General features: G+C 50.9%; 14 protein-coding genes. 10 read left to right on the top strand and 4 right to left on the bottom strand.

Translation table 11 applies throughout. The features are described 5' to 3' along the window. The first annotated feature begins 277 nt into the window (after positions 1-277). The 6 genes from C7B82_RS23035 (at position 278) to C7B82_RS23005 (ending at position 5900) form a co-directional block, all read left to right on the top strand. Positions 278-1414: a citrate synthase gene (locus C7B82_RS23035; protein ID WP_106258936.1), complete on the top strand. Its 1137-nt coding sequence runs from the start codon at positions 278-280 to the stop codon at positions 1412-1414. Positions 1415-1923: 509 nt separating this feature from the next. Then, positions 1924-3042 carry an NADH-quinone oxidoreductase subunit NuoH gene (gene nuoH / locus C7B82_RS23030; protein WP_106258935.1) on the top strand — a complete coding sequence of 373 codons (1119 nt, stop codon included), beginning with the start codon at positions 1924-1926 and terminating at the stop codon, positions 3040-3042. Between the two features lie 88 nt (positions 3043-3130). After that, positions 3131-3709: an NAD(P)H-quinone oxidoreductase subunit I gene (gene ndhI, locus C7B82_RS23025; RefSeq protein WP_181357628.1), complete on the top strand. Its 579-nt coding sequence runs from the start codon at positions 3131-3133 to the stop codon at positions 3707-3709. A 99-nt stretch (positions 3710-3808) separates the two neighbouring features. After that, entirely contained in the window at positions 3809-4453 is a 645-nt protein-coding gene (locus C7B82_RS23020; RefSeq protein ID WP_106258931.1) for an NADH-quinone oxidoreductase subunit J, read from the top strand. Between the two features lie 15 nt (positions 4454-4468). Next, positions 4469-4774 (top strand): NADH-quinone oxidoreductase subunit NuoK, encoded by a 306-nt coding sequence (gene nuoK / locus C7B82_RS23015; RefSeq protein ID WP_106258930.1) that lies wholly within the window; start codon positions 4469-4471, stop codon positions 4772-4774. 205 nt (positions 4775-4979) lie between these two features. Then, complete coding sequence (locus C7B82_RS23005) at positions 4980-5900, top strand: NAD(+) kinase (RefSeq protein ID WP_106258927.1); 921 nt, start codon at positions 4980-4982, stop codon at positions 5898-5900. A gap of 200 nt (positions 5901-6100) precedes the next feature. On the opposite strand, the gene C7B82_RS23000 is transcribed toward C7B82_RS23005, so the two are convergent. Further along, positions 6101-7060: an isoaspartyl peptidase/L-asparaginase gene (locus tag C7B82_RS23000; RefSeq protein WP_106258925.1), complete on the bottom strand. Its 960-nt coding sequence runs from the start codon at positions 7058-7060 to the stop codon at positions 6101-6103. A gap of 285 nt (positions 7061-7345) precedes the next feature. Next, a complete protein-coding gene (locus C7B82_RS22995) occupies positions 7346-7498 on the bottom strand; it encodes a DUF2256 domain-containing protein (protein ID WP_106258924.1) in 153 nt (50 codons plus the stop codon). A gap of 139 nt (positions 7499-7637) precedes the next feature. Between C7B82_RS22995 and C7B82_RS22990 the strand changes: the two genes are divergently transcribed. Both C7B82_RS22990 and C7B82_RS33945 read left to right on the top strand, forming a co-directional pair. After that, on the top strand, positions 7638-8522 hold the full coding sequence (locus C7B82_RS22990; RefSeq protein WP_106258923.1) for an RNA methyltransferase: 885 nt from the start codon (positions 7638-7640) through the stop codon (positions 8520-8522). 218 nt (positions 8523-8740) lie between these two features. Beyond that, the gene (locus C7B82_RS33945) at positions 8741-10702 is read left to right on the top strand and encodes a serine hydrolase (protein WP_106258921.1); all 1962 of its coding nucleotides are present in this window, start codon (positions 8741-8743) and stop codon (positions 10700-10702) included. Here the strand turns inward: C7B82_RS33945 and obgE are convergent. Next, entirely contained in the window at positions 10699-11805 is a 1107-nt protein-coding gene (gene obgE / locus C7B82_RS22980) for a GTPase ObgE (protein ID WP_106258919.1), read from the bottom strand. The two genes, C7B82_RS33945 and obgE, sit on opposite strands and share 4 nt — an antisense overlap. 221 nt (positions 11806-12026) lie before the next feature. Here obgE and C7B82_RS22975 point away from each other — a divergent pair, with 221 nt between their 5' ends. Beyond that, positions 12027-12701, top strand: coding sequence for a hypothetical protein (locus tag C7B82_RS22975; protein WP_106258917.1), 675 nt, complete (start codon positions 12027-12029; stop codon positions 12699-12701). A 61-nt stretch (positions 12702-12762) separates the two neighbouring features. Then, the gene (locus tag C7B82_RS22970; protein ID WP_106258916.1) at positions 12763-13497 is read left to right on the top strand and encodes a hypothetical protein; all 735 of its coding nucleotides are present in this window, start codon (positions 12763-12765) and stop codon (positions 13495-13497) included. Here the strand turns inward: C7B82_RS22970 and folP are convergent. Beyond that, on the bottom strand, positions 13494-14354 hold the full coding sequence (gene folP / locus C7B82_RS22965) for a dihydropteroate synthase (protein WP_106258914.1): 861 nt from the start codon (positions 14352-14354) through the stop codon (positions 13494-13496). The genes C7B82_RS22970 and folP overlap by 4 nt on opposite strands. Positions 14355-14488: the final 134 nt, after the last annotated feature.

Raw genomic sequence — 14488 nt, 5'->3', positions numbered from 1 at the left:
ATGGTCTATCAAGTCCTATGGAGAAGAAAGCGATTGCTTAACGACTCCCGCATTGGTCAACCATTCACTGGTGTTGAGCGGTGCTCAGCTTTTATACACACAACGCACGAATCACCAAGCTTTGTTAATTGTTGTAAAGTCTAGAGTCTGCAAGGTCGAGAAACTGGCACTAGCTTTTCAGTCGACTCAACTTTGAGTCAGCTTAGAACGATACAGTTTTCTAGTTTCTGATAAGTTAGCTTGAGTAAGCCCATTTTTGTAAGTAAACGGTAGAGCTATGACTGTCTGCGAATACAGGGCAGGTCTAGAAGGCATTCCCGCCACCCAGTCCAGCATTAGTTTTGTTGATGGGCAGCGAGGAGTTTTAGAGTATCGCGGCATTGCTATTGAAGAGTTAGCTGCTAAAGGTCATTTTTTAGAAACCGCATACCTCCTCATCTGGGGTGAATTGCCAACTGAAGAAGAATTAGAGTTGTTTGAGCATGAAATTAGATATCATCGACGGCTCAAGTACCGTATTCGCGACATGATGAAGTGCTTTCCTGAAAGCGGTCATCCCATGGATGCCCTACAGGCTTGTGCAGCAGCATTGGGGTTGTTCTATTCTCGTCGTGCCCTTGATGATCCAACGTACATTCGCGCGGCTGTCGTCAGATTGTTGGCAAAGATTCCAACGATGGTCGCGGCTTTTCAACTCATGCGGAAGGGAAATGATCCCGTTCAACCCCGTGACGATTTGGGTTATGCGGCAAATTTTCTCTATATGCTCAATGAGCGGGAACCAGATCCGTTTCAAGCTCATATTTTTGATGTGTGTTTGATGCTCCATGCAGAGCACACAATTAACGCGTCTACCTTTTCCGCCTTAGTTACTGCTTCCACGCTGACTGACCCCTATGCAGTGGTTGCTTCAGCCGTTGGCACGCTGGCTGGCCCACTGCACGGTGGCGCAAATGAGGAAGTGATTCTCATGCTGGAGGAGATCGGTACGGTTGAGAATGTGCGCCCGTGGCTTGAGAAGCAACTTGCGCAAAAAGGCAAGATTATGGGCTTTGGTCATCGAGTCTATAAAGTGAAAGATCCGCGTGCGACTATTTTGCAGTATCTGGCAGAACAACTGTTTGAAAAGTACGGTCGCGACGAATACTACGATGTAGCCGTTGAGCTTGAAAAAGCAGTGGAGGAGAATCTCGGCCATAAGGGAATTTATCCCAATGTGGACTTTTATTCTGGTTTGGTCTATCGCAAGTTAGGCATCCCGTCTGATCTCTTTACTCCTGTTTTTGCAATTTCTCGTACGGCTGGTTGGCTCGCTCATTGGAAAGAGCAGCTCAATGAGAATCGGATCTTTCGCCCAACCCAGATTTATACCGGGCTGCACGAAGCAACGTATGTGCCGATCGAAAAGCGTTAGAGGGGCAAGCAGACCTATTTCTTCGCAGACAGCATATCTTCTGCGCGTTCGCGTGATGGGCGGCACCCCTCTTGCCTTCTACCGATGCTCTTGGCACTATGTTGCAAGTGACGATTTTCAGGAACTCCAGCCCTCAGACTCTTGGTTTTGAGGGCTTTTTATTTGGGTTCTGTCGCGATGTGGTAAGCCGCCTAACCGACGAGTGGTCTCGGCATCGCTCCGCACCAGCAAGAAATGTACAGGCGCGTTCTCTGGCTGATCTCCGTGACTCGTTTCTATAGCCTCATACCGCATTTATCTATAGCGATTTCCGATCGTATAGCAGCGATCCAGCGATATACTAAGGACGCAAAGCCATGTAACAGTCCTGTTACTGAGAGATATGCAGAGAGTAGTGTCTTCGAGCTTTAGCTAGTAGGAGCGCTGTAGCTTCATATACGAAGCCGCCTACACGCTTTGGTTGATTGTCAACAACGATTTACTGAGTGATGACTCAAAACAGGTAAGCGATGAACTCAGGAATAGATTTGCAGGGCGTTTTTGTCCAGTCCCTCACCGATTTGGGACTCCCTACGGGCGCTGCGAAAGCGATTTGGATGCCTCTGCCGATGCTACTGATGCTAGTTGGTGCAACGGTGGGTGTGCTAGTGGTGGTGTGGCTGGAGCGCAAGATTTCGGCGGCGGCGCAGCAACGGATTGGCCCTGAATATATTGGGCCTTTGGGTGTGCTGGCACCTGTAGCCGATGGCTTGAAGCTGGTTTTCAAAGAAGACGTGGTGCCGGCGAATTCAGATGCGTTGCTGTTTACGCTCGGTCCTGTGATTGTCGTGATTCCAGTCTTTCTGTCTTACCTTATTGTGCCGTTTGGGCAGAACCTGGTTGTAACCGATGTCGGTATGGGCGTGTTCCTGTGGATTGCTCTATCGAGTGTGGCGCCGATCGGTTTGTTGATGTCAGGGTATGCCTCAAACAATAAGTACTCTTTGTTGGGTGGTTTGCGAGCCGCTGCGCAATCCATTAGCTACGAAATTCCCTTGGCGCTATCGGTATTGGCGATCGCGATGATGTCAAATTCGCTCAGCACGATCGACATTGTGCAGCAGCAGTCTGGCTACGGCATTCTGGGTTGGAATATTTGGCGTCAGCCAGTCGGATTTGTCATTTTCTGGATAGCCGCACTGGCAGAATGCGAACGAATGCCCTTTGACCTACCAGAAGCCGAGGAAGAGTTGGTAGCGGGTTATCAAACAGAATATTCCGGGATGAAGTTTGCACTTTTCTATCTCGGCTCGTATGTGAACTTAGTGCTGTCTGCGCTGTTAGTAGCGGTACTTTATTTGGGCGGTTGGGATTTTCCGATACCGTTGACGCTGGTAGCAGATTTGTTGGGAATTGATGAGTTCAATCCAATTTTCCAAATTGTCACGGCTTCGCTAGGCATTACGATGACCGTGCTCAAGGCTTACTTCCTCGTCTTTCTAGCTATTCTGCTCCGATGGACAGTGCCTCGCGTTCGCATTGACCAGCTGTTGGACCTAGGCTGGAAGTTTCTCTTGCCCATTTCGTTGGTGAATTTGTTGCTGACCGCCGCCCTCAAACTGGCTTTCCCGTTTGCCTTTGGTGGCTAAAGCCGAAAGGCTTAAGGCTACGGCTTGCAGTCATGCCTTATTTGCTCCTTTATCGTTCATCCTTTATCCTTCCCCGAAGAGTCTTATGCTGAAGTTTCTCAAGCAAGTCAGTGACTACACCAAAGAGACAGTACAGGCAGCAAAGTACATTGGTCAGGGGCTTGCAGTCACGTTTGACCATATGCAACGTCGCCCGGTCACCGTGCAGTATCCCTATGAAAAGTTGATTCCTTCGGAACGGTTTCGGGGTCGTATTCACTTTGAGTTTGATAAGTGTATCTCGTGCGAAGTCTGTGTCCGGGTTTGCCCGATCAACCTACCTGTTGTGGATTGGGAGTTTAATGCTGAAACGAAGAAGAAGAAGCTCAATCACTACAGTATTGATTTTGGAGTGTGCATTTTCTGCGGCAACTGCGTGGAATATTGTCCAACAAACTGCTTGTCAATGACTGAAGAATACGAGCTTTCGACCTACGATCGCCACGAGCTAAACTACGACAGCGTAGCGCTTGGTCGCCTGCCCTACAAGGTGACTGAAGATCCGATGGTGACGCCGTTGAGAGAGTTTGCTTATCTGCCAAAAGGCGTGTTTGAACCGCATGACTTGCCAGCAGGTTCGCAGCGAGCCGGTTTGCGCCCCGAAGAAATTGTCGAGACGGAGAAATAGCAGTTAGTGATCAACCGTCGGTGATTAGCCCTGGTATGATCCTGGCTAAGAGCTGACGGGTGAAAGCTGATGGGCTTTTAAATAAGGAGACTGATCACTGTGAATTTAGCCGAAGGCGTTCAGATTGTTTCGTTTGGTCTACTGTCTCTGATGGCGATCGGGGCTGCATTAGGCGTTGTTTTGCTTTCCAATATTGTGTACTCTGCGTTTCTGCTCGGTGGAGTGTTCATCAGCATTGCGGGGCTGTACTTGCTACTGAATGCTGATTTTGTAGCAACAGCGCAAGTGCTGATTTATGTGGGAGCAGTCAACGTACTGATTCTGTTTGCCATCATGTTGGTGAACAAGCGACAAGACTTTGTGGCCGTTCCGCGCGCCTGGATTCGACGCGGCGCAACAGCTTTAGTCTGCTCGGGGCTCTTTGCGCTTTTGAGTGTGATGGTCATTTCGACGCCCTGGTCGTTTTCTACAGGGGTTGCGGCAGGCAATAGCTCGATCGTGACCATCGGCAAGCATTTCTTTACTGATTTTCTACTGCCGTTTGAATTAGCATCGGTACTGCTGCTCATGGCGCTGATTGGGGCGATCATCCTGGCGCGACGCGAGTTATTGCCAGATGATGCGGTAGCACCACTCCATCAGCCAGCACTGACCTTGCCAGAGCGTCCGCGTGAGTTGATTGCGGTCGGACCCGGTACGGCAGCAGGGACGATCGCGCGTTCACCCTCCGATCAGAATAATTAGGTGAGGTAATCATTGATGCAGCTTCAATACTTTCTTGTTCTGGCAGCCGCACTGTTCTGTATCGGCATTTTTGGTTTGATCACGAGTCGTAATGCGGTGCGTGTATTGATGTCGATCGAATTGATGCTGAATGCAGTCAACCTCAATCTGATGGCATTCTCCAACTACTTGGATGCTCAGGATATTAAAGGTCAGGTCTTTACGACCTTTGTAATTGCGATCGCGGCTGCCGAAGCGGCAGTTGGTTTGGCGATCGTGCTTGCAATTTACCGTAACCGCGACACAGTGGATATGGAACAGTTCAATCTGCTGAAGTGGTAACCCTGATCAAGGCCGATAGTGGCTAGTTTTTGAGTGATTTCCGAGAAAAAAGTGCCGCTTGGTAAAGGGCAGGTTTTGCCAGTGTCTTTGCCTCTAGCCGATCGCTTTGGTGTCAAACCGCCCCTATGGGTATTTTATTTGCAAGAAATCTCCTTGGTTGTTAGTAGACTGAAAGCCAATAACGATCAACCAAAAACGATTCAACGTGCAACTGAAGCAGGTCATCATTGCTCATAAAGCTGGCGATATCATGAGCCAACGCTGGGCTGCAAAGTGCGCCAAGCAGCTAGAGAGTCGTCAATGCCACGTCTTAATGGGGCCGAGCGGTCCGAAGGATAATCCCTATCCTGTCTTTCTTGCTTCTGTGACAAAACCAATCGATCTGGCGATCGTATTGGGTGGGGATGGTACTGCGCTGACGGCTGCCCGTAATCTGGCTGCCGATCAGATTCCGATTCTTGCAGTGAATGTGGGTGGTCATCTAGGCTTTCTCACCGAATCTCTGGACGACTTTGAACAGTCTGAGCAGGTGTGGGATCGTCTGCTGGAAGATCGGTTCGCAGTACAACAGCGCATGATGCTGCAAGCAGGTGTGTTTGAGGGTCATCGCACCAATCTAGAGTTGGTGAGCGATCGCTATCTCGCCCTGAATGAGATGTGCATTAAGCCTGCGTCTGCCGATCGCATGATCACGTCGATCCTGGAAATGGAAATCGACGGTGAGGTTGTGGATCAGTACCAGGGTGATGGGTTGATTGTGGCAACGCCAACTGGATCAACCTGTTACACAGTCGCGGCAAACGGCCCCATCATTCATCCCGGTATGGATGCGATTACAGTCACGCCCATTTGCCCTCTCAGTCTTTCCAGCCGACCGATTATCCTCCCGCCTGGTTCTGTAGTTAGCATCTGGCCGCTAGCTGACCATGAGCTGAACACTAAACTCTGGATGGATGGAGTGCTGGCAACTTCAATCTGGCCAGGGCAACGGGTTGACATTCGCACTGCGGACTGTCAGGCAAAGTTTATTATCCTGAGAGAGAACTATTCGTACTACCAAACGCTACGAGAAAAGCTGCAGTGGGCAGGGGCGAGGGTTCATTACAGCAACAACCATCGGAACTAGAGCAGAAGTTTTGAGTTTTGAGTTTTGAGTTGTAGGAGAGGAGGCAAGAGGCAGGAGGGTGGTTAGTGGTTAGTGGTTAGTGGTTAGAAGGAGACAGAGGGCAGAAAGGAATAGGGAGGCAATTCAAAACTCAAACCCTTTAGCCTTTAGCCTTTAGCCTTTAGCTTTCATCCCTCATGCCTCTCTTCCAACTCAAAACTCTACCCTGGCAGGCAACCTACCAGCAGACCATCGTCCCATTCCAATGTATCGCCGACTTTTTCGCCATCGTGATAAGCAGCGAGAAGGACTTCGCTGGTTTTGCCCCAGGCGATCGCGCCAGTCGCATCTAATCCGATCGCGCCCAAATCACGCTGGTGCTGGTGGGCTTCTCTAAACGAGCGCTCAAAGGCACTGACAAGGGGCTGCCCGTCGTCAACGCGCACCACAATGCGAGCGGCCAAACATTCATCGATAATGTCTTCGCCAATGCCCGTGCAGCTTACGGCTGCGCGGGCGGTGGCGTAGTTCCCGGCGGGCATGGCAGAGTCACTTACCCGCCCAATGCGTTCAAAACCTTTGCCACCTGTTGAGGTGCCAACTGCAATGCAGCCTTGATCGTCCAAAACAACCACGCCGATCGTGCCGCGTCCCGCTGTGTCCTCAACCAGTTCGCGCTCGGCTACAACTCCTGCCATTTCTCTGGAGAAGTTGCCCTGACGTTCTTGTATCCACTCCTGTAGGCGAATTTCTGTTAGAGGATCATAGGCGGGTAATTCTAGTTCGCGCAGCAGTTCGGCAGCTCCATGATCAGACAGAACGCGATCGTGGGAGGTTTGCAGCGCCCTCGCCAGGGTAATGGGATTCTGTACTCGCGAAACGTTGATGACACCACTGAAGCGTTGACTTGCCCCATCCATCAAAGCAGCGCTCATGCGAATCTGCCCATCCGACTGCAGCACGGAACCAGTGCCAGCATTAAAGCGGGGATCATCCTCAAGCATCTGGCAGCCATGAATCACCGCTGCTTGAGCTGTAGCCCCCGATCGCAGCAAGGCGTAAACCTCATCAATGACGCGATAAAGCGATTTGCGTACTGACTCAACGCCGCCCTTTCCTTTCAAGGAACTTCCGGCTCCACCGTGAATAATCAGTTTGGGTTGCACCCGTTCTGCTGACATGACTGAAACCTCTGTACTGTGGACGTTGTTGCTAGTGATTGATGGTTCGAAAAAGGAAGCTGAATCACACAGCGATCGCCCCTTTGCTTCCGACGATGGTTGAAGGCAGCAGATTCAGATCCTATAACGGCGACTGCGCTCTGTGATGAACTGAACACAGTCTCACTGGAACACGCTTTCCCCCCATCCGGTTCCTACCATTAAGCAACAGTAGCGAAAGTCAAACTGCTAATGACTAACAACTAATCGCTTTTCTGATCTACCGATAAAGTTTTACAACGAACCCTAATGACTCTGAGTACGACGGCGACGGCAGCGCTCTGAACAGTATTTCACGTCATCCCAGCAGGCTTCCCATTTCTTACGCCAAGTGAAGGGGCGATCGCAAACAGGACAGATTTTCGTTGGCAAGTCGGCTTTGGCGCGGGCGCGTCCCATTTTGGTAAGAGGTGAGGGGAGAGAAGTCAGAAGGCAGAAGGCAGGAGGTAGAATTCAGGTTCAGCGTGTAAGCGCAATGGGTGAGAGCGCAACATCGCCTTGTCTCTTTCTTCCTTTCCCACTTCTTACCTTCTAACACATGACTGAGTCGGTATTAGCAACGCTCCGTATTGTTCTAGTGGAACCAGCAGGTGCCCTCAATGTGGGCGCGATCGCCCGCGTCATGAAAAACATGGGCTTGCATCATCTGGTACTGGTTAATCCCCACTGCGATCAGATAGGGGAAGAAGCACGACTCATGGCCGTTCATGCTGCAGATGTTCTGGAAGGGGCTACGGTCGTTAAGACACTACCAGAGGCATTGCAAGGCTGTCAGCGGGCGATCGCGACTACCGCTCGGCCCAGAGTCGCTACAGTGTTGGAGCCTCCTCGAACAGCGCTGCCCTGGCTACTCGAAGCAGCCCCTCAGGAACGTGGAGCGCTAATCTTTGGCCCTGAAGATCGAGGGTTAAGTAATGAAGAGCTGAATTATGCTCAGCGGTTTGTGGCGATTCCATCTCACCCTACTTATCCAGCCTTGAACCTGGCGCAAGCGGTGGCGATTTGCTGCTATGAGCTTTACCAGTGGGAAAGGGAGCAGGAATCAGAGGTCAGAAGTCAAGAGTCAGAAGCCAGGGAAGAACAAGCGCTTGCTAGCTCAGAAGCCCATTCTCAACACTTAAACCATCCTTCTAAGGCCGCCTCTCCTCTCCCCCCGCCACTCTCCCCCCCCGCCACTCTCGATATTTTAGAAGGCTACTACCAGCAACTGGAAGAAGTATTGCTCGCGATCGGCTATCTGCAAGCACATACAGCCGCTAGCCGGATGCAAAAGTTTCGGCGTTTGTTTAATCGGGCTTTCCCATCCAACGAGGAAGTGGCCATGCTGCGTGGCATTTTAAGCCAGGTAGCGTGGGCAACCCAAAAAGCCAATCAGAAAAAAACTGAGGCTAAAAGTACTCAAGATCTGGTGGATGATCGCTGAATCACACCTGAGAAACTGTTTGGAGGTTTATACTGACAGCTGAAAACGCTCGGTTTTTTGTGAAAGGTTAGTCTACAATTCTGATATCTTTTAAGGGCTTACACAAGCGGTTGGTCGTTGATGACTGAAGATTCAACCTGTCATCCGTTACTGAGGCATGTGCGAATACAGTTGTGTCAGTCTTGCTCTTTTATCCTCAGCGTTTGTCGGAGTGTGCTATGCCAGAATCAGGCGGTCTGCCGCGCAGGTCACGCAGTAATGATTCGTTAGACCCCACTCGAATCTCTGGTTCGGGGCGGATGGTACGTGACGACTCCAGTGCTCATCGGCAATCACCACGAGCTTCGCAGCAGTCGGATTTTCGGTCGTCTGGTATGAGAGATGCTAGTGCAGCACCAAACGGCAGCGCTTCTCGTCAGACAAGGCGGCAGCGCCTTTCCTTCTGGCAGGTATTGTTTGGGCGGGGTAGTCAGAAAACCTCTCGCCGCTCAGCTGCGCAGGCAAAACGAAAAGACTTGAATGCGACGAGTGTTCACCCACCCCATGCTCTGTTGCAGCGGTTAAACCAGGGTTCTCAGCGATCGTCAAGTGAGCAAACAGCCTCAAAGCTGGCTGACAAGCAGGTGCGGCAGGCAGTTTTAGGACGATCGCGTCAGTTTTCTGGAAGCACCTCTGCAGCCAATACCAATGCGGTTAAGCGGAAGGGGAAAGTGTCCCCTCGACAGGAGACGTCATATCGCTCTGGGAGTTCGCAATCGTTTCCCTTGAGTTCTGGCGCCTCTACAATCCCAGCGTTTCAGTCTCGCTCACAGTTGGATGGGCGAGAGCAGGCAAATGCTCTCACGCTCAAGCGCGAAGCACGGCAGCGTACACGTCCAGGTGGCACCAGCAAGCGTAGCTACGGCCCAGGTGTTGATAGAACGTCAGCAACTGATTTCAAGTTCTCCGGTGCACAAGCACACAAGCAGGAGCCTACCCGTCCGCGATCGCGCAGTTTTTCAGCAGGGCTGTATGCCGCTCGAATGCTGATTTTGAGCGTTGGTATTGGCGTTTTGGCTGGCACAATGTTGTCGATGGTAGATCCTGGTTCTCGCTTATCGGCAGGCGCATCCCAACAAGCGACTAAAAAAACGGCAGCGGTTGAAATGGCACAGGCCAATCCAGGCGCGGCAACAGCACAAGGCACACCCTCTATAGAAAGCACCTCGCTAGACGCTTCAGCCGTGCAGTTGCCCAAGACGGGGCAGGAATTGGCGATCCTCAAGGCAGACTTGCAAGCCCTTGCCTTGAAAATGCCTCAGCTAACACCCGGCATCTTTTTGTATGAGCTGGATTCCAGTGCCTATTTGGATCTTAATGGTGGTGCCTCCTTTGCGGCTGCCAGTACGATCAAAGTGCCCATCCTGATTGCCTTTTTTCAGGATGTTGATGCAGGCAAAATTCGCCTGGATGAACTGTTAACGATGCGAAAAGAGCTGGTGGCGGGCGGTTCGGGCGAGATGCAGGGATTGCCAGTAGGAACGCAATTCACGGCGCTAGAAACCGTTACTAAAATGATTACCATTAGCGACAACACAGCGACCAATATGGTGATTGCTCGTTTGGGAGGTATGTCGGCTTTGGATCAACGGTTCCGCTCCTGGGGGCTCGTATCAACAGCGATTAACAGTCTGTTGCCTGACTTAAGCGGCACGAATACGACCAGTCCCAGGGATATGGCGCTCTTGATGACGCGCATCAGCCAGGGGGAGCTTGTCTCGATACGATCGCGCGATCGTGTGTTAGACATCATGCAGCGAACTGTAAACCGGAGCCAACTGCCTCAGGGCTTGGGCAAAGGCGCCACGATCGCTCATAAAACAGGTGACATTGGCGGCATGATCGGTGATGTGGGCTTGATTGATATGCCGAGCGGTAAGCGCTATGCCTTGACTGTGCTGGTTAAGCGATCGTTTAACGACGATAGCGCCTACGACCTGGTACAGAAGGCTTCGCGCACAGTCTACCAATACTTGAACCGTGCCCCTGCCGATCAGAATCGTCCGACGACCTCAAGACCTCTAGCGCCTGGGCAGTCCTCCCCTCAAGCTGGTACTGATCCTGCTCATTCAGGCGCTCTGATCATGCCGACAGAAACTGCCATCACTCAGTCTCCATCGTTGGATACAGCAACACGCTAGCGATTGAGAGGAAGCGGATTCATCAAGTCGATATCAATAATCGGTAAGCTGATGTTCTCATTTGCATCCGTTTGTAGAGAGGCGTCAGTGGCTAACGCCTCTGTTTGTAATGCGTCTAGTGATTGCCAGACCTGGTTCAGCAGTGGCTCTAACCCAATACCGGCAACGGCAGAAATTTGAAAGACGGGCACCTGGCTCACTTCACGCAACTGAGCCGCAAGGTCGTTAACCGCGTCAACATCTTGACTGACGGCATCGAGCTTGCTGAGCGCCAGAAACTGTGGTCGATCGGTCAGTCCCCGTCCATAGGCCTCAAGCTCTTGTTGAATAGTGTGGTAGTCGGCAATCGGATCAGGGCTGGTGACATCAATGAGGTGTAAGAGTAGACGAGTCCGTTCGACGTGGCGCAAAAAGTCATGGCCGAGACCCGTTCCCATATGCGCGCCCTCAATGAGCCCTGGAATGTCGGCAAACACGGTACCGTCGCCAGTTGGTTTACGAACGACGCCCAAGTTAGGCACTAGCGTTGTAAAGGGATAGTCCGCAATTTTCGGTCGTGCGGACGATAGCGCCGCAATCAATGTCGATTTGCCAGCGTTGGGTAGACCAATAATGCCCACTTCTGCCAGCAGTTTAAGTTCCATCCGCAGCAAGCGAAATTCTCCGGGCAGTCCTGGTAGGGCCCGTTCTGGTGCGCGGTTACGGTTGCTGAGAAAGTGCTGGTTGCCCAAACCGCCCTTGCCACCTTTCGCAACGCAGAAAATTTGATTTGGTTCCACCAGATCGCACAACAATTCGCCGCTCTCGGCATCGTAAACCATCGTGCCGCAGGGAACCTCAATCACGCGATCGTGCCCGGATGCACCTGTCCGATTATTTGGCCCGCCTCGCTGCCCATCGTCGGCTTTGAACAGATGGTTGTAGCGAAAATCGAGCAACGTTTGCAGGTTCTCTACAGACCGAAAAATGACGGAACCGCCTCGGCCACCGTTGCCACCTGACGGGCCACCAGCAGGCACGTACTTCTCACGCCGAAAGGCAACCAGCCCATCGCCTCCATTACCTGCCTGTACCTGAACGTCCGCCTGATCAATAAATTGCATAGCACGAAACTAACGCCTTCACTCCTCATCATAGGCAATTGTGGGGAATGCTAGCGGTAATCCTTATTTCTAGCTTTCTTACTGCCGAGCTCTCCTACTTGCCACTTTCACCACAATCGTGAGGTTTTTATGAAGCATCCGAAATGCCAGGAACCAATTTGTATGTAACGTTGCCCCCGATCGACTCTGCTATCACTCTACGGCACATAGGAGATTCACCGATGAACTACTTTTCCACCGTTATCGCATTACTGCGCGATCGCAAAGATTTTTTGGCAGAAATCTACGAGGGTATCGGACTAAAAAGTAAAATAACGGCGCTGCTCGTTTCCAGTTCCTGCTTTTTTGCCATTTATGGAGCTATTATCGGCGCGTTTCATAGTGCGCCTCAAGTAGCATCTTCAGCGATCAAACTCCCAGCGTTATATCTGCTGACGCTATTAATTTGCTTGCCAACACTCTATATCTTTAATGCACTGTTTGGCTCCAAACAAACGATCGGGCAACATCTCACCTATTTACTAACGGCTGTTTCAGTGATTGCTATATTGCTGTGCGGCTTTGCCCCAGTGACCTTATTTTTCTTGATTACTGTTAACGATTATTCGTTCTTTTTACTCCTGAATGTCGCTATTTTTGGGCTAACAGGTGTACTGGGGGTTTCCTTTCTCTATCAGGTGATGAAACCGATCGATGAGGATGGGGCCAGTCAGAGCATTAAAGTACGTAGAAACATCTTGCGTTTTTGGTTAGTGCTTTATGGCTTTGTGGGTAGCCAATTGGGTTGGACCTTACGGCCCTTTTTCGGGTCTCCAGGAAAGTTTGAGCTTTTTCGCGCCAGAGAAGGGAGCTTCTTTTCAGGTGTTTGGAATGCTTTTCTAAGTCTTTTCTCTTAAAACGGCCAATCATTTCTTGCGTGAATCAATAGTTGAATTCAGGCTTTTAACGCTGAACGAAATGAACCCCGAACTGAAAGCATTAGCCATTACAGCGAAAGAGTTAGAACGTCTCACTGGCTTTGAAGTCAATGATCTTTTCATCGGCAGTATTGTTGGGGGTAATTTTCGACCAGGCATTTTCAAATCGCCAAAACGAATACTTTCATTTGGCTTGATGCAGGTCTTCGCACTCATACTGTCAATGATCTTGACCTTACCAGTGGGGCTGGTTTTTGTACGAAATAATGCCAATGCTGTAAGTGATTTAGCAACCATCTCAAGGTTTTTACAAGTCACTCTGAGCGTTACGATCGCGCTTGTTATTGGCTGGAATCTGACCATGAGTTTGAGAAAAAAGGCATTTCTGCCACTGGCACGATTACTCGACGAGGTTGATCAATACAACGACGTTGTACGAGCCGTTGATGTGATGGATCGCTTAGACGCAATCGGTACGTTGCAGGCACAAACAAGCAACCGCCACCAAGCCATCGACGCGATCGCGATCGCTCGCAGCAGCCTGGTTTGTGGTCTCATGACAGAAAAAATCCTGCGACAGAACCGCAGCCTTTTAGCTCGTCGGGCTGACCTCGTTGACAACATTGAAGCCAATCTTGTCAGCCTCAGAACTCTGGAAGTCAATAATCAGGCCAGTGAGTATGTCGAACTGCTCAATGAAGCGTTGAAGATTGGTATGAGTGTCCAACAAGAAGTGCAGCAACTTTCTCGCTCCAAAAGCTCGCGCCTAGTCTAGTGCCTAAAAATAGCATCAGCAACGCGACACACGTCGTTCAATTCGCGCACATCGTGAACTCGGAGTAGATCGGCACCGCCCACGATCGCAGCACAACAAGCCGCAGCCGTTCCCCACACCCGTTCTTTCGGGTCGGGTTGATTCAGCAGATGCCCAATAAAGCTTTTGCGGGATGCTCCCACCAAAAGAGGATAACCCAGCGCACGTAACTCAGGCAGGCGACGGAGAATTTCTAAATTTTGGTTGTAGGTTTTGGCGAACCCAATGCCGGGATCAATCATAAGACGCTTGCGATCAATGCCAGCGGTGATCGCAGCCTCAAGGCGTGACTGCAAAAAGCTGAGAATATCGTCGACCACATCGTCGTAATCTGTTAGCTGCTGCATCGTTTGGGGCGTACCGCGAATGTGCATCAAGACCAGTGGCACTCCTAAAGCGGCTACGATTGGCAACATTTCTGGATCGTAGGTGGCGCTAGAAATGTCATTGACGATATCGGCTCCAGCGGCGATCGAGGCCTGTGCAACGGCTGCTCGTGTCGTGTCGATCGAAATGGGGATGTCTGTTTCCTGCCGCATTGCCTGGATGATAGGCAGGACACGACCAAGCTCTTCGTCTAGCGAGATCTCAACAGCATTAGGGCGAGTGGATTGTCCCCCAATATCAAGGATATCTGCACCAGCAGCCACTAACGTTCGTGCCTGGGCGATCGCGGTTTCCAGGCTATTGAACAACCCGCCATCACTGAAGCTATCGGGCGTCACGTTGAGCACGCCCATCAAATAGGTGCGATCGCCCCAATGAAAGGGATGTGTTCTAATCGTCCAGGGTGGAAGTGGAGCAACGACCGTTGACATAGGGCAAGCCATGATGCAGCGCGAACAGACTCAAAGAAGAGATTTTAAGCCTATCATTTCGCTCTGATCATCTTGTTGTCACAGGTTGACATCTCATCACCCTGATCAACACAAGCCTTGAAAAGCTAATTGCT

This window comes from Stenomitos frigidus ULC18, from assembly GCF_003003795.1.
Lineage (GTDB): Bacteria > Cyanobacteriota > Cyanobacteriia > Leptolyngbyales > Leptolyngbyaceae > Stenomitos > Stenomitos frigidus_A.
Note: the sequence above shows the minus strand (reverse complement) of the source record. Positions and strands in the feature narration are given on the sequence as shown.